General features: G+C 50.3%; 23 protein-coding genes. 10 read left to right on the plus strand and 13 right to left on the minus strand.

What is annotated here, in order from left to right:
• The first annotated feature begins 83 nt into the window (after positions 1 to 83).
• Entirely contained in the window at positions 84 to 1,268 is a 1,185-nt protein-coding gene (uxuA, locus tag PCO85_22485) for a mannonate dehydratase (GenBank protein ID WJV53853.1), read from the plus strand.
• Between the two features lie 31 nt (positions 1,269 to 1,299).
• Here uxuA and yidA read toward each other — a convergent pair whose 3' ends face one another.
• Positions 1,300 to 2,115 carry a sugar-phosphatase gene (yidA, locus tag PCO85_22490; protein WJV53854.1) on the minus strand — a complete coding sequence of 272 codons (816 nt, stop codon included), beginning with the start codon at positions 2,113 to 2,115 and terminating at the stop codon, positions 1,300 to 1,302.
• A gap of 230 nt (positions 2,116 to 2,345) precedes the next feature.
• Between yidA and PCO85_22495 the strand changes: the two genes are divergently transcribed.
• Both PCO85_22495 and PCO85_22500 read left to right on the plus strand, forming a co-directional pair.
• Entirely contained in the window at positions 2,346 to 4,346 is a 2,001-nt protein-coding gene (locus PCO85_22495; protein WJV53855.1) for a methyl-accepting chemotaxis protein, read from the plus strand.
• A gap of 209 nt (positions 4,347 to 4,555) precedes the next feature.
• Positions 4,556 to 5,743: an MFS transporter gene (locus PCO85_22500; GenBank protein ID WJV53856.1), complete on the plus strand. Its 1,188-nt coding sequence runs from the start codon at positions 4,556 to 4,558 to the stop codon at positions 5,741 to 5,743.
• A gap of 102 nt (positions 5,744 to 5,845) precedes the next feature.
• Here the strand turns inward: PCO85_22500 and gyrB are convergent, their stop codons facing one another.
• From gyrB to dnaA, 4 genes are all read right to left on the minus strand, one after another.
• Positions 5,846 to 8,257 carry a DNA topoisomerase (ATP-hydrolyzing) subunit B gene (gene gyrB, locus PCO85_22505; GenBank protein ID WJV53857.1) on the minus strand — a complete coding sequence of 804 codons (2,412 nt, stop codon included), beginning with the start codon at positions 8,255 to 8,257 and terminating at the stop codon, positions 5,846 to 5,848.
• Between the two features lie 18 nt (positions 8,258 to 8,275).
• Entirely contained in the window at positions 8,276 to 9,361 is a 1,086-nt protein-coding gene (gene recF, locus PCO85_22510) for a DNA replication/repair protein RecF (protein WJV53858.1), read from the minus strand.
• Positions 9,362 to 9,494: 133 nt separating this feature from the next.
• The gene (dnaN, locus tag PCO85_22515; protein ID WJV53859.1) at positions 9,495 to 10,595 is read right to left on the minus strand and encodes a DNA polymerase III subunit beta; all 1,101 of its coding nucleotides are present in this window, start codon (positions 10,593 to 10,595) and stop codon (positions 9,495 to 9,497) included.
• 4 nt (positions 10,596 to 10,599) lie between these two features.
• The gene (dnaA, locus tag PCO85_22520; GenBank protein WJV53860.1) at positions 10,600 to 11,991 is read right to left on the minus strand and encodes a chromosomal replication initiator protein DnaA; all 1,392 of its coding nucleotides are present in this window, start codon (positions 11,989 to 11,991) and stop codon (positions 10,600 to 10,602) included.
• A gap of 770 nt (positions 11,992 to 12,761) precedes the next feature.
• Between dnaA and rpmH the strand changes: the two genes are divergently transcribed.
• The 6 genes from rpmH to PCO85_22550 all read left to right on the plus strand — a co-directional run bounded on the left by rpmH (position 12,762) and on the right by PCO85_22550 (position 17,355).
• On the plus strand, positions 12,762 to 12,902 hold the full coding sequence (gene rpmH, locus PCO85_22525; protein WJV53861.1) for a 50S ribosomal protein L34: 141 nt from the start codon (positions 12,762 to 12,764) through the stop codon (positions 12,900 to 12,902).
• A gap of 18 nt (positions 12,903 to 12,920) precedes the next feature.
• Complete coding sequence (gene rnpA, locus PCO85_22530; protein ID WJV53862.1) at positions 12,921 to 13,280, plus strand: ribonuclease P protein component; 360 nt, start codon at positions 12,921 to 12,923, stop codon at positions 13,278 to 13,280.
• Positions 13,244 to 13,501, plus strand: a complete 258-nt coding sequence (gene yidD, locus PCO85_22535) for a membrane protein insertion efficiency factor YidD (GenBank protein WJV53863.1) — start codon at positions 13,244 to 13,246, stop codon at positions 13,499 to 13,501. Before rnpA ends, yidD begins: the two co-directional genes overlap by 37 nt.
• A gap of 2 nt (positions 13,502 to 13,503) precedes the next feature.
• Positions 13,504 to 15,141, plus strand: coding sequence for a membrane protein insertase YidC (yidC, locus tag PCO85_22540; GenBank protein WJV53864.1), 1,638 nt, complete (start codon positions 13,504 to 13,506; stop codon positions 15,139 to 15,141).
• Between the two features lie 71 nt (positions 15,142 to 15,212).
• Positions 15,213 to 16,577 (plus strand): tRNA uridine-5-carboxymethylaminomethyl(34) synthesis GTPase MnmE, encoded by a 1,365-nt coding sequence (gene mnmE, locus PCO85_22545; GenBank protein WJV53865.1) that lies wholly within the window; start codon positions 15,213 to 15,215, stop codon positions 16,575 to 16,577.
• Positions 16,578 to 16,944: 367 nt separating this feature from the next.
• Entirely contained in the window at positions 16,945 to 17,355 is a 411-nt protein-coding gene (locus PCO85_22550) for a YciI family protein (protein ID WJV53866.1), read from the plus strand.
• 153 nt (positions 17,356 to 17,508) lie between these two features.
• On the opposite strand, the gene PCO85_22555 is transcribed toward PCO85_22550, so the two are convergent.
• The 4 genes from PCO85_22555 to PCO85_22570 all read right to left on the minus strand — a co-directional run bounded on the left by PCO85_22555 (position 17,509) and on the right by PCO85_22570 (position 20,150).
• Positions 17,509 to 18,066, minus strand: coding sequence for a flavin reductase family protein (locus PCO85_22555; GenBank protein WJV53867.1), 558 nt, complete (start codon positions 18,064 to 18,066; stop codon positions 17,509 to 17,511).
• Between the two features lie 65 nt (positions 18,067 to 18,131).
• On the minus strand, positions 18,132 to 19,025 hold the full coding sequence (locus tag PCO85_22560; GenBank protein WJV53868.1) for an SDR family oxidoreductase: 894 nt from the start codon (positions 19,023 to 19,025) through the stop codon (positions 18,132 to 18,134).
• Positions 19,025 to 19,762 (minus strand): SDR family oxidoreductase, encoded by a 738-nt coding sequence (locus tag PCO85_22565; GenBank protein WJV56181.1) that lies wholly within the window; start codon positions 19,760 to 19,762, stop codon positions 19,025 to 19,027. The genes PCO85_22560 and PCO85_22565 overlap by 1 nt, the downstream gene beginning before the upstream one ends.
• On the minus strand, positions 19,644 to 20,150 hold the full coding sequence (locus PCO85_22570) for an SDR family NAD(P)-dependent oxidoreductase (GenBank protein ID WJV53869.1): 507 nt from the start codon (positions 20,148 to 20,150) through the stop codon (positions 19,644 to 19,646). The genes PCO85_22565 and PCO85_22570 overlap by 119 nt, the downstream gene beginning before the upstream one ends.
• A 235-nt stretch (positions 20,151 to 20,385) precedes the next feature.
• On the opposite strand from PCO85_22570, the gene PCO85_22575 reads away from it, so the two are divergent.
• A complete protein-coding gene (locus PCO85_22575; protein WJV56182.1) occupies positions 20,386 to 21,294 on the plus strand; it encodes an AraC family transcriptional regulator in 909 nt (302 codons plus the stop codon).
• A gap of 499 nt (positions 21,295 to 21,793) precedes the next feature.
• On the opposite strand, the gene PCO85_22580 is transcribed toward PCO85_22575, so the two are convergent.
• From PCO85_22580 to PCO85_22595, 4 genes are all read right to left on the minus strand, one after another.
• Entirely contained in the window at positions 21,794 to 22,132 is a 339-nt protein-coding gene (locus PCO85_22580) for an NIPSNAP family protein (GenBank protein WJV53870.1), read from the minus strand.
• A 472-nt stretch (positions 22,133 to 22,604) separates the two neighbouring features.
• Positions 22,605 to 22,841, minus strand: a complete 237-nt coding sequence (locus PCO85_22585) for a thioredoxin family protein (GenBank protein WJV53871.1) — start codon at positions 22,839 to 22,841, stop codon at positions 22,605 to 22,607.
• 9 nt (positions 22,842 to 22,850) lie between these two features.
• Positions 22,851 to 23,888, minus strand: coding sequence for a permease (locus tag PCO85_22590; protein WJV53872.1), 1,038 nt, complete (start codon positions 23,886 to 23,888; stop codon positions 22,851 to 22,853).
• Positions 23,889 to 23,973: 85 nt separating this feature from the next.
• On the minus strand, positions 23,974 to 24,516 hold the full coding sequence (locus PCO85_22595) for a sigma-70 family RNA polymerase sigma factor (protein ID WJV53873.1): 543 nt from the start codon (positions 24,514 to 24,516) through the stop codon (positions 23,974 to 23,976).
• Positions 24,517 to 24,540 lie beyond the last annotated feature (24 nt).

A 24,540-nucleotide genomic window follows, 5' to 3' on the forward strand; every position in this document is an offset into this window, starting at 1 on the left:
ACAACCGTCATTGCCGGTTTAAAACGCATCTGAGGGATGTAACCGCAGTGATGACATCCCTCAATTCAGTAAGGAGTAACAGTATGGAACATACATGGCGCTGGTACGGCCCCAGCGATCCCGTATCGCTGGATGATGCCCGTCAGGCTGGAGCCACAGGTATCGTAACCGCACTTCACCATATTCCCAACGGGGAAGTCTGGAGCGTGGAAGAGATAAAAAAACGTCAGGCGATTCTGGCAGAGAAAGGATTGACCTGGTCAGTCGTGGAAAGCGTGCCGGTTCACGAAGACATCAAAACCCAGACCGGTCACTACCGCCAGTATATTGCCAACTACCAGCAGTCACTGCGTAATCTCGGCATCTGTGGCATTGATACCGTATGCTACAACTTCATGCCCGTGCTGGATTGGACGCGTACCGATCTGGAATATCCGATGCCAGATGGCTCCAGGGCATTGCGTTTTGATTACACTGCGTTTGCCGCATTTGAGTTACATATCCTCAAGCGGCACGGCGCGCAACAGACTTATACCGAACAGGAACAACAGCAGGCCGCGGATTACTTCGCTGCCATGACCCAGGCCGACATTGATAAGTTAACCCGCAATATCATTGCAGGTCTGCCTGGAGCCGAAGAAGGCTATACCCTGGATCAGTTCCGTGCTCAGTTAGCACGATATGACCACATCGATAAAATCAAATTGCGTGAGCACATGGCAGAATTCCTGCGGGCCATCGTTCCGGTAGCGGAAGAAGCCGGCGTCGTACTGGCAGTACACCCAGACGATCCACCGCGTCCGATTCTCGGCCTGCCGCGTATCGTTTCCACTCTTGAAGACATGCAGTGGTTGAAAAAGACCGTGGACAGCATCAACAATGGTTTTACCATGTGCACCGGTTCTTATGGTGTCCGTGCCGATAACGATCTGGTCGCCATGATCGAAACCTTTGCCGATCGCATCCATTTTACCCATCTGCGATCCACCTGCCGGGAAGAGAACCCAAAAAGTTTCCACGAAGCCGCGCACCTTAACGGCGATGTGGATATGGTCAATGTGGTGAAAGCCATTCTGGCTGAAGAACACCGCCGCCGCCAGGCAGGCAACACCCGATCGATTCCGATTCGTCCCGATCACGGCCACCAGATGCTGGATGACCTGAAGAAAAAGACGAATCCTGGTTATTCCGCCATCGGGCGTTTAAAAGGGTTGGCGGAAGTTCGTGGCATCGAACTCGCCATCAAACAGGTATTCTTCAACGACTGATTACCCAAGGTAATCCACCGCTACTGGCGGGTTACCTATTCAGTACGAATTTCTCAATGGCGTGAGCGACGCCATCTTCCGCGTTGCTTCTGGTCACAAACTGGCTGACCTCTTTCACTTTGCCGATAGCATTCCCCATCGCCACGCCCAGCCCGGCATATTCAATCATCGCCAGATCGTTTTCCTGATCACCCAACGCCATCACCTCCGTACGGTCCAGGTTCAGGTGTTCAGCCAGCATTTTCACCCCTTCACCTTTATTGACGCGTTTATCCAGAATTTCCAGATAGTATTCCGCACTTTTCATGATGGTGTAACGCTCCAGAGCTTGCGGTGGAATCTGCTTGATTGCCCGGTCCAACAGCGTCGGTTCATCGATCATCATCACTTTCGGGAATCGCAGACTGCGATCCATCTCCTCTACCGCCCGGTACTTCAGCGGCATACCGGTAAGATGAGATTCATAAACGGTGTAAGCGCTGATATCTTTATTGGTGGTATATACGTAGTTAAAATCCAACGCATGGAAATGTACCTTCAGTTCGCGGGACATCGACTCAAAATAGAGATAATCGGCGAAGCTGAGCGTCGTTTGCGCGATACAGTCACCATTAAGCGTGCGCTGTACCAACGCCCCGTTATTGGTCACGCAATAATGATCCTCCTGCTGCAAATCCAGCTCCATCAGATAACGTTTCACACCGATAAAAGGTCTGCCCGTCGCCAGAACGACATAGACGCCTTTATTTCTCGCCGCTGTTATCGCGTCTTTCACTACCGGCGATATCAGATTTTGTGGCGTCAGTAATGTTCCATCCATATCAATCGCAATCAGTTTAATAGCCATAGCCTTCCCGATACCAAGTTAACTATTGGTATGCTAACGCGCCTTTATACGGTGAGGCCAGAGAAATAACCGTCAGATAAAATGAGAAATACATTAAAGAAACATCGCGTAACGCCGATGTCTTTATTGTGATTAATATCACTTTACGGAAAAATCAAAAACCACAAGGAAAACCCAATTTACTGATTTTATTAAATATTTAATACCTGTCTATCAGGGGGAATTATCAAATGTCCAATGAATTGGTTTCCTATTCTGCATCATCTCGTTCTTTACCTCAGACGCCTTCCCATAACAAAAAACTCAGTACTCGGGCATTGGTTCTCATCGCCGCTATCTCTACCATTGCACTAGGTTTTATCATCACCATCGGATTACTGATCTGGCAATCCAGTCAACAGGAAAAGAAGCTCGCTCGGCAATATCTGGAACAAACAACATACGCCAACACCTATTTGATTCAGAACAAATTAAATGTCGCCCTCTTCGCTGCCCGCGATTTGGTACAAAGCATGATTAGCTTGCAGGAAGCGGGGAATCCAGACCGTAAAACAGCAGAAACCCTGCTGAAAAACGCGCTAAAAAGTCACCCCGATTTCCTGTCCATGTCACTGGCCTGGGAACCGGATGCCTTCGACGGTAAAGATAGTCAGTATGCCGGGCAGCCTGAACAGGATCCCAAAGGTCGCTTTGTCCGCTATGTTGACCGTGACACCGCAGGCAATATTGCGCTGCACAACCTGACTGACTACGAAACCCCCGGGAGCGGCGACTACTATCTGTTACCGCGCAAGCTGCAAAAAGAAGTCATTCTGGAACCCTATAGTTATCCTTACAACGGCGTTGATGTACTGCTGACATCAATTGCAGTCCCGATTATCGTCAACAATAAGTTCTACGGCTCTGTCACCGCCGATTTTTCTCTCGACACATTGCAGAAACTGACTAACAGCATCAAACCCTATCAAGGGGCTGGTTATGCTCAGTTACTCTCCTCTTCGGGTGCTTATATCTCGCATCCAGATAAGAAACTTATTACGAAAAAAGTAGAGGATGACCCAAATTTACTAGCCAGCATCCAGAGCGGTAAAGAGTATCAAGAGGAGAAAATCAGCCCCTTCCTGAACACCAACGTAATGAATTTTTATGTTCCCATTACTATCGGTAATACCGGCACACCATGGATGCTCGGTCTCTCGGTTCCGGTTGATGTCGTAATGGCAAAGTCGGAGCGACAGCGTAATATCGCCATCCTGCTAACATTAATAAGTATTGTCATCGTCTCCGCCGTGGTAGGCTTTATTTTCACCCGCAAAGTTCTGCGCCCAGTAGGCGGTGAACCAACAGAAGCCGCTGACATCGCACTGGCTGTGGCGCAAGGCGACCTTACCCGCCACATTCCGCTAAAACCCAAAGATAAGAGCAGCATTTTCTACGCATTATCGGTCATGCAGCAACAATTGAAGTCGGTTGTGGAACAACTGATGTCCACCAGTGAATCGGTCAGTCATGGAGCATCAGAAATCACCGCTGGCAATACCGATCTGGCTTCTCGCACCGAACAGCAAGCCGCCGCGTTGGAAGAAACAGCTGCCAGCATGGAACAAATCTCGGCGACCGTGAAACAGAATGCCGATAATGCACACAACGCTACACAGTTGACCCAGAATGCCACGCAAATCGCGCAAAAAGGCGACACTATCGTCGGCCAGGTCATTAATATTATGGGTGAAATTGACAACAGCTCTAAGAAAATAGCCGAAATTACCAGCATTATCAGCGGAATTGCCTTTCAGACCAACATTCTGGCGCTGAACGCTGCGGTAGAAGCTGCCAGGGCGGGTGAACAAGGCAGAGGGTTTGCGGTTGTCGCCAACGAAGTACGCAATCTGGCTCAGCGGAGTGGTGATGCGGTGAAAGATATCACGGCGCTGATCGCTGAATCGGCCACTCGCGTAGAGAGTGGCGTCTCACTGGTTCAAAATGCAGGCGCTACCATGCAGGAAATGCTGCACGCCGTGACGTCGGTAAAAGATATTATGGAAGAAATTGTCTCCGCTTCCGACGAACAATCACGCGGTATCAGCCAGGTCACACAGGCGGTACATGAAATGGATGGTGTCACTCAGCAAAACGCCGCTTTGGTGCAGGAAGCGACGGCAGCAGCAGCTTCGCTGGAGGATCAGGCCAAACATCTGGCGCAAACCGTACTGGTATTCAAACTCACCTGAATCTGACAGATCGTTCCGAATCCCTTGCTGGTGCAAGGGATTCGGATCACCGTGAAGATCCTCTAATCACCCTATCTATAAGCATCATTTCATCGAAAGACAGGGATCTCATTATTCGAACGATATGCTAGGCTATATCGCTCATCGACCTTGGGATAGCGGCTGTCTCTCACCGGTTCACCCGATTATCAGCGGATACATAAAATACGATGAAATTACCGAAAATACCGTTACTGGCACAGATATCATCTGCGCATTGGGTTAGTCATTTTCATATGATGGTGCTCCCGGCATTGATGCCATTGATTTCGACACAACGCGGTATCAGCTTTGTGGAAATTGGTTTTGCATTGGGTGTGTTCAATGTGGTTTCGGCTTGTGTACAAACCCCCACCGGATTTGTGGTAGATCGTATCGGTGCCCGCCGCACATTGATTGCCGGATTGACTCTGGGCAGCCTGTGTTTTTTATCTCTCGGTTTTTTCACCAGTTATACCTGGATGCTGACGGCTATGGCGCTGGCTGGCGTAGCCAATGCAGTCTATCACCCATCGGACTATGCCTTATTGTCCCGCGGTATTGATGAAACCCGGATGGGAAGAGCATTTTCCATTCATACCTTCTCTGGATTTTTAGGGACAGCGGTAGCGCCCGGCGTACTCCTGGCGATGGCATCATTCACCGGTATCGAAAGTGCATTTATTACTGCCGGTTTACTGAGTCTGGCGACTATTCCCTTGTTGCTAACCGAGCATGAGACACCGGTGCGTACTGTCGCTAAACGAGTTGAAACCAAGTCATCCCGCATCAGGGTGTTTACTTTACCCATCATGACACTGCTGCTGCTGTTCATGCTGCTTAATTTGAGCACCAACTCCATTCAGAACTTCTCAGTAACGGCGCTTGTCACTGGCTATGGTTTGCCATTATCCAAGGCGAATATAGCATTGACCGCGTTCCTGTTTGCCAGCGCTTTTGGCGTACTGGCCGGTGGCTCACTAGCGGATAAAACGCAACACCACGGTCTGGTGGCAACCGGCGCTCTGGCAATTACCGCCTGTCTGGTGGCGATTGTGGCAACCTATTCGCTGCCAGCTACCGTATTGATTCCACTACTGGGTGTCGCCGGATTTTTGTCCGGGATAATTGCCCCTTCGCGAGATATGCTGGTACGCGCGGCTGCACCAGCTGGCGCGGAAGGCAGAGTCTTCGGGATTGTCACTACGGGATTTAATATCGGGGGGGCGGGTGGCCCGGTAGTCTTTGGCTGGTTGCTGGATCAGGGACATCCGCATGCGATTTTCTGGTCAGCGGTAATTTTTATGATCATCACCGCCATCATGACGCTGATGCAGGAGCTGCACAGTGCTAAACAGCGGTCGCTGGCCGCGTTATGAGCAAAAATAAAGGACACCTGCGTAAGCCGGTGCCCAGAGTAAAATAGGGTAATGGTATGCATATTAATTCCCTCTGACGGGGAATTAATATGGAAAGCAATATCAGATATCAATATTTGCCGCTTTCAGGGCATTCTCTTCGATAAAGGCCCGACGCGGTTCTACAGCATCACCCATCAGCGTAGTAAACAGTTCATCAGCGGCAATAGCGTCTTTCACCGTAACGCGTAGCATGCGGCGACTGGTCGGGTCCATGGTGGTTTCCCACAACTGATCCGGGTTCATCTCGCCCAGCCCTTTATAACGCTGAATAGCCAAACCACGGCGAGACTCTTTCACCAGCCACTCCAGCGCCAGCTCAAAACTGATGGCAGGCTGACGGCGTTCACCGCGTTCTATATAAGCATCTTCTTCAATCAGGCCGCGTAATTTTTCACCTAACTGATTGATTTTACGGTACTCATTACCATGAATAAACGCAAAATCCAGCGCATAATCAGTATCCATGCCATGCGTTCGCACCCGCAGCACCGGCTCATGCCGTTCCTGAGAATCACGAATCACCACACTGTACGCACTGCCGTGCTGCTCGTTTTCATTCAGATGGCTAACCAGCGCGGCCATCCACTGCTGCACCTGTTCACGATCATCCAGCATCTCTTCTTTCAGTTGCGGCTGATAAATCAAAGCATTCAGTAGTGCCCGTGGATAACGACGCTCCATGCGACCAATCAGTTTCTGTACGCTATAATGTTCGGTCACCAGTTTTTCCAGCGGCTCACCCGCCAACGCTGGCGCATGGGCGTTAGCGTGCAGGGTGGCACCATCCAGCGCCAAAGCGATCTGGTACTGGTCCATCGCCTCATCATCTTTGATGTATTGTTCCTGCTTGCCTTTTTTTACTTTATACAACGGCGGCTGTGCGATAAACACATGCCCACGTTCAACAATTTCCGGCATCTGACGATAGAAGAACGTCAACAGCAGTGTACGAATGTGAGAACCATCCACATCCGCATCGGTCATGATGATGATGCTGTGATAACGCAGTTTGTCCGGGTTGTACTCATCACGGCCGATACCACAGCCCAGTGCGGTAATCAGCGTTGCAACTTCTTGCGAAGACAGCATCTTGTCAAAGCGGGCCTTTTCGACGTTCAGGATTTTCCCTTTCAGTGGCAAAATGGCCTGATTCTTACGGTTACGGCCCTGCTTGGCTGAGCCTCCCGCCGAGTCCCCTTCCACCAGGTAAAGTTCAGACAACGCCGGGTCGCGTTCCTGACAGTCTGCCAACTTACCCGGCAAACCAGCCAAATCCAGCGCCCCTTTACGACGGGTCATATCACGCGCTTTACGTGCGGCTTCACGAGCACGGGCGGCATCAATAATTTTGCCTACCACGATTTTGGCATCCGACGGATTTTCCATCAGATAGTCCACCAGCTTCTCATTCACCAACGATTCAACGGCGGTTTTGACTTCTGATGAAACCAGCTTGTCTTTGGTCTGGGAAGAAAATTTAGGATCGGGAACCTTGACCGAGACAACAGCAATCAGACCTTCGCGGGCATCATCGCCAGTGGCGCTGATTTTGGCCTTTTTGCTATAACCTTCTTTATCCATATAAGTGTTGAGAGTACGCGTCATTGCGGCACGGAAACCGGCCAGATGCGTACCACCGTCACGCTGTGGAATATTATTGGTAAAACAGTAAATATTCTCCTGGAAGCCATCGTTCCACTGCAACGCGACTTCAACACCGATTCCATCTTTCATCGTAGAGAAGTAGAACACGGTTGGATGAATCGGTGTCTTGTTACGGTTGAGGTAATCCACAAACGCTTTGATACCGCCTTCGTAATGGAAATGCTCGGACTTGCCTTCTTCACGCTCATCAAACAAACGGATGGAAACACCGGAGTTCAGGAATGACAACTCACGCAGACGCTTGGCAAGAATATCGAACTGGAATTCAATCTGATTGGTAAACGTTTCATAGCTTGGCCAGAAACGCAGAGCCGTACCGGTTTTCTCCGTATCGCCCACCACTTTTAGCGGCGCTTGCGCCACGCCATGACGATACGTTTGCTCATGAACTTTACCTTCGCGGCAAATTACCAGTTCCAGCTTTTCCGACAAGGCATTGACGACAGAAACCCCTACACCGTGCAGACCGCCGGATACTTTGTAAGAGTTATCATCAAATTTTCCGCCAGCATGTAACACCGTCATGATGACTTCAACAGCAGACACGCCTTCTTCTTTATGAATACCGGTAGGAATACCGCGGCCATCATCCTGCACCGACACCGAATTGTCGGTATGAATCGTCACAACAATATCTTTACAGTAGCCAGCGAGTGCTTCGTCGATAGCGTTGTCCACCACCTCGAATACCATGTGATGTAGACCGGTACCATCATCTGTATCACCGATATACATACCCGGGCGTTTACGTACCGCATCCAGCCCTTTTAATACCTTGATACTTGAGGAGTCATAAGAATTCGACATCAACGTTTCTCGCTCATATTAGTCCTGTGATTGAACAGTTATTTTACCCTGTTCCACGCGGAACATCTTGCCCTTTTCACCAACCATGTCGCCGATCTGCTCAGCACTAACCGCGCTGACAAATACCTGCGCCTGGGTGGCTTTCAACCGTTCAGCCAACAAACGGCGGCGGGTACTATCCAATTCAGAAGCAAAATCATCAATCAGATACAGGCACTTCAGCCCGTTCTGCCGGGTGAGGAATTCACCCTGTGCCAGTCTCAAGGCACACATCAGCAATTTAAGCTGGCCACGCGACAGCATATCCTCTACTGCAACACCATCAGCGCGAATACGGAAATCCGCTTTATGTGGCCCCAACGCGGTATAACCTAACTGCCGATCACGCTCAAACTGCCGTTCCAGCAGCTCGGCATAATCGCTTTCTTTATCCCAGCCACGCAGGAACGAAAAGGTCAGGGGAAATTCGGGTAAAAACTGGCCACAAGTGGCAGTGATATCTTCTACGATGGCCGTGCTGTACTCGGCCCGCCACTGGCTAAGACGTGCCGTTAACGGCACAAGCTCCTGATCCCACGCTTTTAATTGTCCATAATGACTCACCTGACGCAACGCAGCATTACGTTGACGTAACAACCGCTTCACGTTGCTCCAGACCGTGAGAAAAGCCGGTTCATTATGAAAACAACCCCAGTCCAGAAAGGCCCGGCGAAATTTAGGCCCGCCGTTCAGTAGCGTAAATCCTTCCGGCGTAATCAACTGAATAGGCAGCAACTGCGCCAGTTCTGCCACCTTGTGGCCGTCACTGCCATCAATGCGGACGGTACTGTCCCCCAGACGGTTCTTGCTCAACCCAACCGAGCGCTCAAACGCCCCACTCTCGACACGGCCATGCAGTACAAATTCCGGCTGATCATGACGGATCACCCGGGCGGCCTGAATACTGCGAAACGCCCGGCCATGACCCAGTGTATAAATCGCTTCCAGCACACTGGTTTTTCCACTGCCATTGGCCCCGACCAAAAAATTGAAACCGGGAACCAACGCCAGATCGGCAGATTCAATATTGCGAAAGTCGCGGATAAGAAGACGGGTCAAAGCCATTTCACTACCATTTAGCCGATTTGCCGAACACAGATCACCCACGTTTCAGAAACAACACGCCGCACCTGATAATTCAGTGCGGCGCACGCTAAAACAGCAGCGGTACAATTTCCCCATTGACCAGCACATGCCACTACAGACGCATCGGCATCACCACATAGGCCGCCGCCTGACTGGCGCTATCTTCGATTTGTACGCTGGAAACAGAATCCGTCAGCAACAGACGAACCCCTTCACATTTCAGTGCGTTAAGCACATCCAGTACATAACTGACATTAAAGCCAATTTCCATTTCCGCGCCGTCATACTGCACGTCCAGGATCTCTTCGGCTTCTTCCTGCTCAGGGTTATTGGCCGTGATTTTCAACTGGTTATGATTCAGGTACAGACGCACACCGCGAAACTTCTCATTAGAGAGAATAGCCGCTCGGGAGAAAGCCTGCTTGAGCAAATCGCAACTGGCGTCCAGCGTTTTGTCAGGATTCTTCGGCAATACGCGGCGATAATCAGGGAAACGACCATCCACCAGTTTGGAGGTGAAAATAAAATCCCCCACATGGGCACGAATATTATTAGTACCAATCTGCAACTGTAACGGCGTATCCCCGCCATCCAGCAAACGCACCAACTCCATCACGCCTTTACGCGGCACGATCACCGAATGTGATGGCAAAGATTGCCCTACTGGCATGGCACACACCGCCAGACGGTGTCCATCCGTCGCGACAGTACGCAATTCTTCGCCTTCGGTTTCAAACAACATACCGTTGAGGTAATAGCGCACGTCCTGATGTGCCATTGAAAACTGGGTGGACTCAATCAGCCGCTTGAGCGTGGCCTGCGGCAGAGAAAATTCCACATCACTCTGCCAGTCGTCCAGATTGGGAAAATCCGTCGCCGGTAAAGTAGATAATGAAAAACGGCTACGACCAGAACGCACCAGCATCCGATCACCTTCCAGTGCGATGGCAATCTCGGCACCTTCTGGCAGACCCCGGCAGATATCAAACAGCTTGCGCGCCGGCACAGTGGTTGCACCCGGTTCATGCGGCTGGGCCAACGCAACACGCGCCACCATCTCCATTTCAAGATCAGTGCCGGTTAATGACAGCATTCCTTCACTCACCTGCAACAGCAGATTACCCAGGATCGGCAACGTCGGCCGACCCCCGAGGGGGCTGCTGACCTGTTGCAATGGTTTTAACAGATGCTCACGTTCAACGATAAATTTCATGATATTATGAAGATAATGTTCTGATTAAATTGGAAAAATCTTCTTTGATGTCGTGACTTTCTTCACGTAACTGCCCAATTTTACGGCAGGCGTGCAACACCGTGGTATGATCTCGACCACCAAATGCGTCACCGATTTCCGGCAGGCTGTGGTTGGTCAGCTCCTTGGCCAGTGCCATCGCCATTTGACGCGGACGAGCAACTGATCGGGAGCGCCGCTTGGACAATAAGTCAGCGACTTTAATCTTATAGTATTCCGCCACCGTCTTCTGAATATTATCGATGGTGACCAGTTTCTCCTGCAACGCCAGCAAATCACGCAGTGCTTCCCGCACAAAATCAATAGTAATGGAACGACCGGTAAAATTGGCGTTGGCAATCACACGATTCAGCGCCCCTTCCAACTCACGAACATTGGAACGCAGCCGCTTGGCGATAAAGAAAGCGACTTCACCCGGCAGACGGATATCATTTTCATCCGCTTTTTTCATCAGGATCGCCACCCGGGTTTCCAGTTCTGGTGGCTCGATAGCAACCGTCAACCCCCAGCCAAATCGCGATTTAAGTCGATCTTCCACTCCATTAATCTCTTTAGGGTAGCGATCGGATGTCAAAATAATCTGCTGGTTGCCTTCCAGCAATGCATTGAAAGTATGAAAGAACTCTTCCTGCGAACGTTCTTTATTGGCAAAAAACTGAATATCATCAATAAGCAGCGCATCAACAGAACGGTAATAGCGCTTAAACTCTTCAATCGCATTGTTCTGCAACGCTTTTACCATATCCTGCACAAAGCGTTCAGAATGCATGTAAACCACTTTGGCATTGGGTTTACGGGTGACGATACCGTTACCCACAGCATGCAGTAGATGGGTTTTACCCAGTCCCGTTCCACCATAAAGAAACAGCGGATTATAAGCGCCACCCGGATTATCAGCCACCTGCCGCGCAGCCGCACGTGCCAGTTGGTTGGATTTACCCTCAACGAAATTATCGAAAGTATGCTTGGGATTCACATTGGAACGGTAAGTATGTTCTGTCTGTGTGCGGGGCGTGTCCCAACTCGGACGCACAGGAGAAGTGACTCGCACTGGCGCTACTGGTGCGGCAGCGGCAATATGGTTTCCTGCCGATACAGAAACCGGTATAACAGGCTTGCTACCCACCTCAAAACGCAGCAACGGCGCATCAATGCCACAGAAATCAGTCAGTAGCCCATTAATGTTGTTTAAATATTTATCACGTACCCAATCCAGCACGAAACGGTTGGGTGCATAAAGCGCCAGAGTGTTGTCACTCAGTTCCGCCTGCAATGGGCGTATCCACATGCTGAATTCTGTGGCAGGTAACTCATCCTGCAAACGGGCAAGACACTGCTGCCAAAGCGAAAGTGACACGGCGGACTCCACTCGAACAAAATTAATCAAAAAGAAAAGAAACAGAATCGTTAATTATGTAACTCATGATTTTTAGCACTAGCCCCCGCGTAAAAGAGCCAGTATGCACCGCGTTATAGATGCGGCTTACCGTGACGATCCCAACCGAGGATCGCTAGCGGGACGGCGGATCATAACCTAAACCCAGACAGAGATCTTCCCCTTCTGCACAGTTTCAGTCCTTTTTATCCACAGGCTATTCTTATAACAAGCTACCACGATTCATCCAGAGGATCGTGGTGCGCAATTTGTTATTCATACCGTACACGAGTGGCGTCAGTAGAGTATAAGAATAACCGCAATCTTAGAGATCGGTAGGTGATCATGATCTCAGCGACAGGATCATCGTTCGATCCTTGCTCTTTATCACAGAGTCCGTATAATTCCCGCCCTGCACGTTATCATCTGTTTTCTGTGTAGTCAGGCAGGAGATCCCGAAAAGCGGGAACAATAGATGGGTAAAACGTGGATGTTAATTGACTCGGGACTGTACACTTATTACAATCTCGCCTCTTTATTATATGCGATATATTCAATAGATTTCGAGTTGCAGCCAGGCGGCAACCATGCGAATCCACAGAAGCTTACATCAGTAAGTGACTGGGTGAGCAAGAGCAGCCAACGCATCGACAACTTGAAAGATGCCGGATATAGAGGCGTCGGTCATTTTCACGCCGAGTAGCCAAACGCGTTTACTGTGAAGTTTTAATCAAGTTTAGGTAGAAATCGCCATGAAACGCACTTTCCAACCGTCCGTACTGAAGCGTAACCGTAGCCATGGTTTTCGTGCTCGTATGGCCACCAAAAATGGTCGTCAGGTTCTGGCCCGCCGTCGTGCGAAAGGCCGTACTCGTCTGACTGTTTCTAAGTAATAAAAGCTAACCCACCGAGTGGTTAAGCTCGCTTTTCCCAGGGAGTTACGTTTGTTAACTCCCAGCCATTTCACTTTTGTCTTCCAGCAGCCACAACGGGCTGGCACGCCGCAAATCACTATCCTCGGCCGCCTGAACACGCTGGGGCATCCCCGTGTCGGTCTTACCGTCGCTAAAAAACATGTCAAACGGGCACATGAACGCAATCGGATTAAACGTCTGACGCGCGAGAGTTTTCGTTTGCATCAACACGAATTACCCGCTATGGATTTCGTGGTAATAGCGAAAAAAGGGGTGTCTGAGCTTGATAACTGTATGCTAACGGAAGCATTGGAAAAATTATGGCGTCGGCACTGTCGTTTGGCTCACGCCTGCTAATCGGGTTGATACGCGGGTATCAACTCGTTATTAGTCCGTTACTTGGACCACATTGCCGTTTCCGGCCGACGTGTTCCCACTATGGTATAGAGGCAATACGTCGGTTCGGCATGATAAAAGGCAGTTGGTTGACGCTGAAACGCGTATTAAAATGCCACCCTTTGAACCCTGGTGGTGATGATCCCGTACCGCCAAAACCCGACAATAACAGAGAACATTAACGATGGATTCGCAACGCAATCTTTTTGTCATCGCTCTGCTATTCGTAACGTTCATGATCTGGCAGGCTTGGGAAACGGATAAAAATCCGCCGGCCAACGCTCAGACCACACAACAGACGACGAATAGCACTGTGGGTGATACTGCTAACCAGGGCGTACCAGCCAGCAGTCAGGGTAAACTGATTACAGTACAGACCGACGTGCTGTCACTGACCATCAATACGCGTGGCGGTGATATTGAACAGGCCGACCTGCTGTCTTACTCAGCGAAACTGGGTTCACAACAGCCGTTCAGATTACTGGAAACCACACCAACCTTTGTTTATCAGGCTCAAAGTGGTTTAACCGGTAGAAACGGTCCGGACAACCCGGCTAATGGCGAGCGTCCGCTGTATAGCACGACGCAGGATCATTTCCAGCTGGCAAACGGACAGAACGAAATTCGTATTCCGTTAACTTATACCGATGCCAATGATGTCAGTTACACCAAAACGTTCGTGCTGAAGCGTGGTGATTACGCGCTGAAAGTTGAGTACAACGTTAACAACCGCAGTGCCAAACCACTGGAACTGACGTTGTTCGGCCAGTTGAAGCAGTCGATTGACCTGCCGTCAGACCGTGCCACTGGTAGCCATAATTTCGCTCTGCATACCTACCGTGGCGCTGCATTCTCTTCCAGCGAAGACAAGTACCGCAAGTACAGCTTCAGCGATATGAAGGACAACCTGAACGTCACCACGCCGGGCGGCTGGGTAGCCATGTTGCAGCAATACTTTGCAACCGCCTGGGTTCCCTCAACCACAGGTAACAACACCTTCTACACCGCCAATCTGGGTAATGGTCTGGCCGCTATCGGCTTTAAAGCCGCCCCGGTAGTCGTTCAACCAGACAGTCAGCAGGCACTTAGCTCAACATTGTGGGTCGGCCCGGAAATTCAGGACAAAATGGCGGCGATTGCTCCCCATCTGGATTTGACCGTGGATTACGGCTGGTTGTGGTTCATTTCTCAGCCACTGTTCAAACTGCTGAAATTCCTGCACGGTTTTATCGGTAACTGGGGCTTCTCCATTATCGCTATCACCTTTATCGTTCGCGGCATCATGTATCCGCTAACCCGCGCGCAGTACACCTCTATGGCGAAAATGCGCATGCTGCAGCCGAAACTGGCGGCCATGCGTGAGCGTATCGGTGACGACAAACAGCGCATGAGTCAGGAAATGATGGCGCTGTACAAGGCGGAGAAAGTGAACCCGTTGGGTGGTTGCTTCCCGCTGGTCATCCAGATGCCTATCTTCCTGGCGCTGTATTACATGCTGATGGGATCAGTGGAACTGCGTCATGCACCATTCGCTCTGTGGATCCACGATCTTTCGGCGCAAGACCCATACTACGTGCTACCGGTCCTGATGGGGCTGACGATGTTCTTCATTCAGAAGATGTCGCCGACCACCGTTACCGACCCGATGCAGCAGAAGATAATGACCTACATGCCGGTTATCTTTACCGTCTTCTTCCTGTGGTTCCCGTCAGGTCTGGTGCTGTACTATATCGTCAGCAACCTGGTGACCATTGCTCAACAGCAACTGATTTACCGTGGGCTGGAAAAGCGGGGTTTACACAGCCGTGAGAAGAAAAAATAATCACGGTTGATTGACACCCAATCCATACTGTAAGGCGGTCAATGACCGCCTTATTTTTTAGAGAGAAAACCATGAGTCACTCCGACACCATCGTCGCCCAAGCCACGCCACCGGGACGCGGGGGGGTGGGTATTCTGCGTGTTTCAGGCTCGGCGGCGGCGACCATAGCACAAGCAGTGCTGGGTAAATTACCCAAACCACGTTATGCCGACTATCTGCCCTTCAATGACGCTGCTGGCAACGTGCTCGATCAGGGCATTGCCATCTGGTTCCCTGGCCCACACTCTTTCACCGGTGAAGACGTGCTGGAACTGCAGGGACACGGCGGCCCGGTTATTCTCGATTTGCTATTAAAACGGATTCTGATGCTACCCGGTGTACGTATCGCCCGCCCCGGTGAATTCTCAGAACGTGCCTTTCTGAATGACAAACTGGATCTGGCCCAGGCTGAGGCTATCGCCGATCTGATCGATGCCAGCTCAGAGCAAGCCGCTCGTTCGGCACTCAATTCATTACAAGGTGCATTTTCTGCCCGTATCCACCAATTGGTCGAAGCCCTGACACAACTACGCATTTACGTGGAAGCCGCTATTGATTTCCCCGATGAGGAGATCGATTTCCTTTCCGATGGCAAAATAGAAGCGCAGCTTAACGGCGTCATCGCCGATCTGGACGCGGTACGGGTTGAAGCGCATCAGGGAAGTCTGCTGCGTGAAGGAATGAAAGTGGTCATTGCCGGGCGACCCAACGCCGGTAAATCCAGCCTGCTAAACGCGCTGGCCGGACGGGAAGCCGCAATTGTCACAGCTATCGCCGGCACCACCCGCGATGTGCTGCGCGAGCACATTCACATCGACGGTATGCCACTGCATATCATTGACACCGCGGGGTTACGTGAGTCCAGCGACGAGGTAGAACGTATTGGTATTGAACGTGCCTGGCAGGAAATTGAACAGGCAGACCGAGTGTTATTTATGGTGGACGGCACCACCACCGACGCAGTGGAACCCGCCGATATCTGGCCGGAATTTATGGCCCGCTTACCCACCACGCTACCGATCACAGTAGTTCGGAACAAGGCGGATATCACCGGAGAACCATTAGGTATCGAGGATGTGAATACTCACTCACTTATTCGACTTTCGGCGCGTACCGGTGAAGGTATTGATACCTTACGTGAGCATCTCAAACAGAGCATGGGCTTTACCAGCAATACCGAGGGCGGATTCCTGGCCCGTCGCCGTCATTTGCAAGCACTGGAACTGGCAGCCCAACATCTACAGGAAGGTAAAGAACAACTAGTGAGTGCTTACGCGGGGGAACTGCTGGCGGAAGAATTGCGACTGGCTCAACAGGCACTAAGCGAAATTACCGGGGAATTTACCTCTGATGACCTGCTAGGCAGAATTTTTTCCAGCTTCTGTATAGGCAAGTAGAATAGTAAAACGCATCAAACCCAATCAAAACAACATGTTGATTTTAAAATAATTTTTTACTTGGTAAGAAGTGATTTGACGGGTTTTGTCGATTCTTGCGCCACGTGTGCGCCACAGATAAATTCTGGCGCACAAGATGAGGAAAACCCATGAAAATCAATATACAAAACCGAGATCCAGATAAGAATGGCCAACGTGCTATCAGGTTGGTTCAAAGACAACTGGAGACGACTCGATAGCCCAAAAACGCGCTTATGAAACGCTGAATCTGTTCCTCTATAATAAGCCAAAAAACGCAGTTGAGCGCGAGCACAACAAAACCACACAGCAAAAAGCCGAAGCCATTCGTGCCAAACGCCTGCTGGAAATGGAATCTGCCAAACATGGCTTAGATGACCGCACCAAACTCAATGCCAGTTTCTTCAACTACTTCGACCAGATAACAGCGAGTAAAGCATCCGGTAACAAATCCAATTTGGCGGGGTCAGTCCCGAGGCCTTTGAACGGGCCTCATCGTGAGGACAGGATATGTCCACGGTTTTGGGGGCAGTCCAAACTACTATCCGGCCCACTAAATAATACGCAGCTGCGGGCGGGATTTCTTATTTTCAGGGCTGAGACGCTGGATGAAGTCCAGGCAATGATCAGTGCGGCCCCTTTTGCACGTGAAGGTCTTATCGCGCAACTTGATATCCAACAATGGGACCCGCTGTTTGGTCAGATTGACAGGTACTCAAGCCACAATACAGCCAGTAAATTGCAGGATTTAATTGACTGAAAAATTGAGCTAAAAGAAAATTTTTATAAGTATTCTGGCGTATTCATTTACAGGATGGATAACGAGGCGTGCGCCCTTGTTCATGGCGATACATTTCCGAATTTTGCCGGTAATGTATCGCCATCAGGGCGTTGTAGTTAGATTGCACAAAATTCAATCCATCAGATCGCGCCATTTCACCATTCTGTCTCTGAGGTCTATCGTCTCACCATCCACACTAAAACAGCCGTCACCCTGATGATGGACCAGTCGCACATCCTGCCGCGAGCTATCGAGCCATATCCGCTTAACTTCCAGAACCCACAGGTCATAGCGCCGCATCCAGCTATCGTCCACCACTTTGCACTCAAGGTTGGCCCAGCATTCACGTACCAGAGGCGCATTGACCCATTGGGCAGGGACAGGCGTCAGACCGAAACGTGCAAATTTGTCCTCTGTTTCTCCCGAACAATTGCCGATTTCCACGACTTTCTCCGTGAGTTCTACTGTCGGGACAGCCAGCACGCATTCCCTCGTATCTGACAATGCCTGATGACTGTAGTCCCAGGGGGCGATAATCACACCGACCAGCGGTGGGTCATGTAGCATCATCATGTGAAAACCTACGGTCATCAGATTAGCACGGCCATCTGTCCCCCTAGTGGACACCAGAATAACAGGGCCGGACTCAAGAATACGATACGCTTTTTCCGCAGGCAGGCTTTCATGCATGATATTTCCTCCAGAAGGAAAAATCAGGGGCAGCGTTGTTCACATGTCCCCGGGGAAATGGGTTATTACTCATTAAAATCCGTGGCGTCTGACGCACACCGCCAGACCTCAAGGTCCTTACTCACAACCTGCATTTTTTGCTCCGCAAGCGTGTTGGCAATCTTACCTGCGAAAAGATGCACTGGTGGTTCGTCAGCGCTGGCCGCCTGCAATATCAGAGAGGATACTTTATCAGGATTGCCAGCCTGTTTGCCGTCCAGACCGTTCAGATGGAGGTCAAGCGAGGCCTTAGCTTCGGTATAGTCGGCGATTGTGCGTTGGGCCACGACCAGCGTGTCCTTCGACAGGAACCCGGTGCGCACCGGTCCCGGATAAACCACCGTGGCCCTGATGTTCAGCTCGGCCAGTTCAGCAGCCAGTGTTTCGGTCAGACCGGCCAGCGCGAATTTGCTGGCAACATAACTGCCCCAGCCTGCGTAACCGCCCTGAAAGCCCACGATCGACGCCACGTTGAATATATGTCCGCCGCGCCGCGCGCGCATATGCGGCAGTACATGGCGCAGCACGTGCAGGGGAGCGAACACATTAACATCGAAATTGCGACGCAATTCGTTATCGGTCAATGCTTCGATAGTGCCCTGCTGACCGTAACCTGCGTTGTTTACCGCGCAGTCTATGCGGCCGAAAGTGGTAATAGTCTCATTGATGGCTTTTTGAACGCTCGCTTCGTTCACTAAATCCACCTCCAGCGCCAGCAACTGCGCATTGTCGTTACCAAGCGCTTGACGCAGACTGGCTCTGGTACGGGACGTTGCAGCAACGATATCGCCACGAGCCAGCAGCTGACGCGCCAGCGAAAGGCCAATACCACGAGCGGCACCGGTGATAAACCAGACTTTTGCAGGTGAGGTTTGTTGTTGCATTGATGGAGACTCCTGTTGTTGAAAAATAAGTTGCATTACTGGATGGCGACACTCATGCCACCGTCGGCCATAACCACCGCACCAACAATGTAACTGGCTCTGTCTGACGCCAGGAAGGCCGCTACCTCTGCGATTTCATTAGGATGGGCTGCGCGACCAATAGGCGCTTTACGACCGTGCTCTGCCAGATATGCCTGCCCATCGGGCTGGAGTGTATTCGTAATGTTTGTCACAGCATCTCCGGAGCCGACGGCATTAACACGAATACCGTGATCGATAGCTTCCAGCGCGAGTGTGCGAGTTAACTGCGCCAGCGCCCCCTTGGATGCTGCATAGGCGGCGATACCGGGAAAGGACTGATAACAGGCGTAGGAACCAATATTAACGATTGCACCTGATTTTGCCGCCATCATTGGGCGCATGGCTTCCCTTGAGAAAAGGAATGCGCCCGTTGCATTAACAGCCATTACCTGATTCCACTCCGTGAGAGTCATTGCTGCCACCGGCTGGTTGATGATGATGCCAGCGTTGTTGATTAGGATGTCGAGACGACCAAACTGGTCTATTGCAGTCTGGACCGCCAGCTCTGCACTGGCTTCCTGCGTCACGTCGGCTACGACAGGAATGATGCCTTCGCGCGCAAGCGTATTGACGTTATCTCCCCGGCCAACCGCGACGATGTGTGCTCCCTGGCGATGCAACAGTTCGACGGTCGCCAGGCCGATACCGCTGGCGGCACCGGTGACGATAGCAACATGGCCAGCAAAAGACATGGACATGGAAAAAGCGCTTGGTTCTGACATGAACACTCCTGATAGATGAAAACACGTTTACGGTTAATGAGGACTGGCCGTAGGACGGACTATAAGTTCGCTGATATCCACGCCAGAGGGTTGTTCGATGGCATAAGCGATTGCCTGCGCCACTGGCTACGATGCGTTGCAAATCTTCTGGTCGCGTGACGTCAAGTGCCATGGCATCAATATTGCCCCCCTTTGCCCGCAACTCTGCCTCCAATGCTGTCAGTCTTTCCAGACGTCTGGCTCCGATAAATAGATGGTGCCCCAGCCGGGAAAGATGACGGGCTGTGGCCTCACCTATACCACTACTTGCTCCGGTAAGAATGACCACCTTAGCCTTTTCAGATACCACTGCTTTCATTACTCCTCCTTACTTGTCTTCGGGGGTTACAGGAAATGCCGTGGGAATATCGAACAGGCAGTTATCATAAATAGAGAGAAAGATCGGCGACAGGCCTGACACTCTTGCATCATTGCCTAATCCTATTTCTGTATTGATTTTTAAGCATGTCAGAAGCAAAAATATAACCATTAAATTAACTAAGCAGGTCTGATATATGTCAGGAGCATCCCCCTCTGTGTCTCAGCAGTCCGAAATGGCTGCTATGATTTGCCAACTTGCCCCGCACGAAGGCCATACGCGTACGCTGCTTGATGGCGTTCGTCTGATGCGTGCAGACGGACCGTTGGGTCGCACGCCCGTACTCTACGAGCCGAGCATTATTATCGTCTGTCAGGGACACAAACGTGGCTACCTGGCCGACAGGGTTTACCACTATGACCCTTTGCACTACCTGGTGCTGTCAGTACCTCTGCCATTCTCAAGCGAGACCGATGCCAGTCCGACAGAACCTTTGCTTGCTGTGTCCATTAGTCTGGATATGACAGCTGTGGCAGACCTGGCTATGGCTGTCGATCACCATGCCAGTACTGCGTCAGGCACACCCGTCGGCATTGTCTCCACACCACTTGACGACACGCTGTCAGATACGACAGTTCGTCTTCTGAAGGTATTGTTTTCACCGCTTGAAGCCCGGGTTCTGGGGCCGGGGATTGTACGCGAGCTGATTTTTCGTGTTCTGCTGGGTCAACAAGGCGGAGCCATTCGTGCTGCGCTGGCCTGTCATGGCAACTTTGGACGTATCGCGCGTACGTTACGGCGTATCCACCTCGATTACGCCCGGCCACTGGATGTGGCTTCACTGGCGCGCGAAGCTGGCCTGAGCGCTCCGGCTTTTCATGCGCATTTCAAAGCCGTAGCGGCGACTTCTCCTATTCAGTACATCAAGTCAGTGCGTCTTCACCAGGCGCGACTGATGATGATCCGGGACAACGTTACTGCTGCAGGGGCAGCGGCTCGGGTCGGCTACGAAAGTGCATCGCAGTTCAACCGGGAGTTCAAACGACTGTTTGGTCGCAGCCCCGGAGAGGAGGCGCGTAAAATGCGCACAGCATTCGCACTTATGGAGCCTGCGCAACTCGAAGCAGCGACGTCGACACACTAATCTATTAGTTAAAATGAATTTGTAATATATCTTTGATATCATTGAGTTGTACTTAAAATGAACCAACTAAGGGCCAAAATTAGTCATCAAACCCAATATAGTTTCGGTAGCCGTAATCAAAACTATCCGCGAAAACAGTACTATCACGTTTCATTCGTTTATGACGACTTGGCATTGGGTAGGTTTTATTCAACTCCATCATATTTCTGACAAACACTACGAATAGATAGCCAGCCAAAAGTGCCAGGGATATTTGCCAATACAAATAAGTGAGCACACATCAAAAAGGAACGGCTAACCACCATTTTTAGTTTCTGTATCGGCAAGTAGAATAGTAAAACGCATCAAACCAAATCAAAACAACATTATGATTTTAAAATAATTTTGTTTTACTTGGTGGGAAGTAATTTGAAGGGTTTTGTCGATTCTTGCTCCGTATGTGCTCCGAGGATAACTTTTCGGAGCATATTGGAGAAAAACGGTAACCTGGTGCCTGGCACTATGGCACCTGTATTGTGGATAGAGGTGAATATTCGATAGGGGTTAGAACACGACCCGTTGCTTGAATAACTGGTTCTCCAATATCAAGATCCATCTTTTTCTTAATATCTATCCACTCTTGATCTGCAAGAAATGCTTTCCATTGATGTTCCATCGTCTCAACATTAGGCCAATCCAGAATATAGATAAACTCCATATCGGATTCAGTAACGGTTTCCCACATTGCAACAATACTAAACGCATATTTTTTCATAATACGCATAGCATGATTTTTAAACCTATCGTGAAACGCCTCACGCTTTTCAAGATTAACTTTGTAAATCCTCAGCTGATACATAACACTCTCCGTTTATCACATAACCCCTTGTTATTCATTTAGCCCAATCTCTCTGTAATACGCTGGTTTCGCCCACTCATTGAGCAAAAATATACCTATTGTTGATTAAGCAAATTTATCCCACCACAGGTTCCAATAATTTTCGTTATATCCCTTCTGGTACGAGCTTCGCTTTGCTTATTTTCACACTATAAAGCGGTAGTTATTCTTTAACTGCTATAACAGATGAATCAATAATTACCGCCTATAGCAGGTAGAGAATAATTAACCCAGTCACCGGCAGAGCTGACCCATCATCATTGCCTTGGATTTAATCAGTGGCGCTCAAATCATCGCTGCCAATCTTCTTGCAGGAAATGACTCAAGTGTGAAAGGCCAAGATAGTCGACCACCGTGTATTCCATCTTTGACTAGACAGCCCCAGGAGTATCTACGGTTCCAAGGGCTGTCCTTTTACTAATATTATTTTTATTCAAAACATCAGCCATTTCTTAATGGCGTCACGGCTCGGAACGCCACCGGCATGGACCACCTCACCATCAATGACCACACCCGGCGTACTCATAATGCCATAACTCATAATATCCTGAATTGCCTCAACCTTTTCCAGCGTAATATCAACACCCTGCGCTTTGGCGATCTCTTCGATTAACGCAATAGTATTTTTACAGTTGGCACACCCTGTTCCCAATACTTTGATATCTTTCATGATGACTCCTTACAGAACCCAATTGAAAATATAACCAACCAGCAGAATGCCGCTGGCCACAATAGCGATAAATGTGATGATCAGGCGCACCTTCAGCACTTTGCGCAAAATCACCATTTCCGGCAGTGATAACGCAATCACACTCATCATGAAGGCCAGCACCGTACCGAGCGCGGCACCTTTAGTCAGGAGAGCCTGTACGATGGGGATCACACCAGCGGCATTGGTGTACATGGGCACACCGATCAAAACGGCCAGCGGCACCGACCACCACGCCTCTTTACCCATGACCGAAGCCATAAAATCTTCCGGCACATAACCATGAATACCCGCGCCAATGGCGATACCGACCAGAATATAAGGCCAGACCTTGCCGACAATCTCACGTACACTTTGCATGCCAACGGCAATACGCTCGGATAAGCTCAACTTCTGTCCGCTATATTGCGCTGTCATTTTGGGCATCTCGCGCACCCAATCTTCCAGGTATGCCTCCATCTTCAAATGGCCGATACACCAGCCAGCGACGATGGCGACAACAAGTCCCAGTCCGAGGTAAAGCAAGGCGATTTCCCAACCGAACAGACCAAACAGCAATGTTAACGCCACTTCGTTAACCATCGGTGCAGCAATCAGGAATGAGAACGTGACGCCAAGCGGGACGCCAGCCTGAACAAAACCGATAAACAGCGGGACAGCAGAGCATGAACAGAATGGCGTCACAATCCCCAGGCTGGCCGCCATCACATTGGCGATCCCCTCATGTCGTCCTGCCAGTATGGCGCGAGTACGTTCAGGCGTGAAATAGCTGTTGATCATGCCCATCACGAATACAATACCCGTCAACAACAACAGCACTTTGGGCGTGTCATAAAAGAAGAATTGCAATGCGCCGCCAAGATGGCTATCAGTCGTCACCGGCAGCTGGGCAACCAGTGCCTCCGCCAATGGTGCCAGCATCTGATACAACCCATACCAGACAACAACCATTACCATAAGAAACACGCGCGGGCTACGCTGTGACCACCGCAACATGGGTTCTGACATCGTACAACTCCTTAATTGATTCATCCTGTGGCATCACCACAGGTCTCTAATCAAGAAGACGAACGAATCGGCAAAAGGATGCTGTCTATTTTTCTATTTTTTTAGGGATATGGCAGCACACTCTGCCCTGCTCGTCGAATTGCACCTGGCAATATTGAACCAACGCATCGCGTAATCGCCGGCGAGCGCGTAGCAGACGCGATTTGGCCGCCGGGAGTGAAAGTCCCTCCCGCTCAGCAAAGGCGGAAACCGTCAGGCCATGGAGATGACAGGCTTCGAGGATAAATCTATCTTCCGTGGGTAGATGCGGCAGATTGCGGCTGATGCAGATATCCAGCTCATCAATGGCATCACGCTCCTGTGCGTCCGATATCGATAAATCTTCAGTCAGTACCACATCGGGTTTGGTCAACCGCGTATGGTCAATCAGTGTTGTACGGGCTACCCGGAAAAGCCAGGCTCTGGGGTTATCCAGCGAACAAAAATGGCTTCCCTGCTTCATCGCTTTGATGAAGACATCCTGAAGCAAATCTTCAGCTAACGAATGCTCACCAAGATGGCGGTATAGAAAACCCAACAACTCCTTTTCATGGGTCTGCCAGGCATTGAGAACACATTCGAATGCCATTGTGATGCCTCACGGATAGTTTTC

Origin of the sequence: Prodigiosinella aquatilis (assembly GCA_030388725.1) — a bacterium.
In the GTDB taxonomy this organism is placed as follows: Bacteria; Pseudomonadota; Gammaproteobacteria; order Enterobacterales; family Enterobacteriaceae; genus Prodigiosinella; species Prodigiosinella aquatilis.

Excerpts from the sequence above, each read along its gene's own strand:
- PCO85_22550 (WJV53866.1), top strand. The coding sequence starts at position 16,945 with ATGGAATCTGCCAAACATGGCTTAGATGACCGCACCAAACTCAATGCC.
- gyrB (WJV53857.1), bottom strand. The coding sequence starts at position 8,257 with ATGTCGAATTCTTATGACTCCTCAAGTATCAAGGTATTAAAAGGGCTG.
- uxuA (WJV53853.1), top strand. The coding sequence starts at position 84 with ATGGAACATACATGGCGCTGGTACGGCCCCAGCGATCCCGTATCGCTG.
- PCO85_22565 (WJV56181.1), bottom strand. The coding sequence starts at position 19,762 with ATGTCTTTTGCTGGCCATGTTGCTATCGTCACCGGTGCCGCCAGCGGT.
- PCO85_22500 (WJV53856.1), top strand. The coding sequence starts at position 4,556 with ATGAAATTACCGAAAATACCGTTACTGGCACAGATATCATCTGCGCAT.
- PCO85_22575 (WJV56182.1), top strand. The coding sequence starts at position 20,386 with ATGGCTGCTATGATTTGCCAACTTGCCCCGCACGAAGGCCATACGCGT.
- rpmH (WJV53861.1), top strand. The coding sequence starts at position 12,762 with ATGAAACGCACTTTCCAACCGTCCGTACTGAAGCGTAACCGTAGCCAT.
- PCO85_22585 (WJV53871.1), bottom strand. The coding sequence starts at position 22,841 with ATGAAAGATATCAAAGTATTGGGAACAGGGTGTGCCAACTGTAAAAAT.
- mnmE (WJV53865.1), top strand. The coding sequence starts at position 15,213 with ATGAGTCACTCCGACACCATCGTCGCCCAAGCCACGCCACCGGGACGC.
- yidD (WJV53863.1), top strand. The coding sequence starts at position 13,244 with ATGGCGTCGGCACTGTCGTTTGGCTCACGCCTGCTAATCGGGTTGATA.
- yidC (WJV53864.1), top strand. The coding sequence starts at position 13,504 with ATGGATTCGCAACGCAATCTTTTTGTCATCGCTCTGCTATTCGTAACG.
- PCO85_22580 (WJV53870.1), bottom strand. The coding sequence starts at position 22,132 with ATGTATCAGCTGAGGATTTACAAAGTTAATCTTGAAAAGCGTGAGGCG.
- PCO85_22560 (WJV53868.1), bottom strand. The coding sequence starts at position 19,025 with ATGCAACTTATTTTTCAACAACAGGAGTCTCCATCAATGCAACAACAA.
- recF (WJV53858.1), bottom strand. The coding sequence starts at position 9,361 with ATGGCTTTGACCCGTCTTCTTATCCGCGACTTTCGCAATATTGAATCT.
- yidA (WJV53854.1), bottom strand. The coding sequence starts at position 2,115 with ATGGCTATTAAACTGATTGCGATTGATATGGATGGAACATTACTGACG.
- dnaN (WJV53859.1), bottom strand. The coding sequence starts at position 10,595 with ATGAAATTTATCGTTGAACGTGAGCATCTGTTAAAACCATTGCAACAG.
- PCO85_22495 (WJV53855.1), top strand. The coding sequence starts at position 2,346 with ATGTCCAATGAATTGGTTTCCTATTCTGCATCATCTCGTTCTTTACCT.
- PCO85_22595 (WJV53873.1), bottom strand. The coding sequence starts at position 24,516 with ATGGCATTCGAATGTGTTCTCAATGCCTGGCAGACCCATGAAAAGGAG.
- PCO85_22570 (WJV53869.1), bottom strand. The coding sequence starts at position 20,150 with ATGAAAGCAGTGGTATCTGAAAAGGCTAAGGTGGTCATTCTTACCGGA.
- PCO85_22555 (WJV53867.1), bottom strand. The coding sequence starts at position 18,066 with ATGCATGAAAGCCTGCCTGCGGAAAAAGCGTATCGTATTCTTGAGTCC.
- PCO85_22590 (WJV53872.1), bottom strand. The coding sequence starts at position 23,888 with ATGTCAGAACCCATGTTGCGGTGGTCACAGCGTAGCCCGCGCGTGTTT.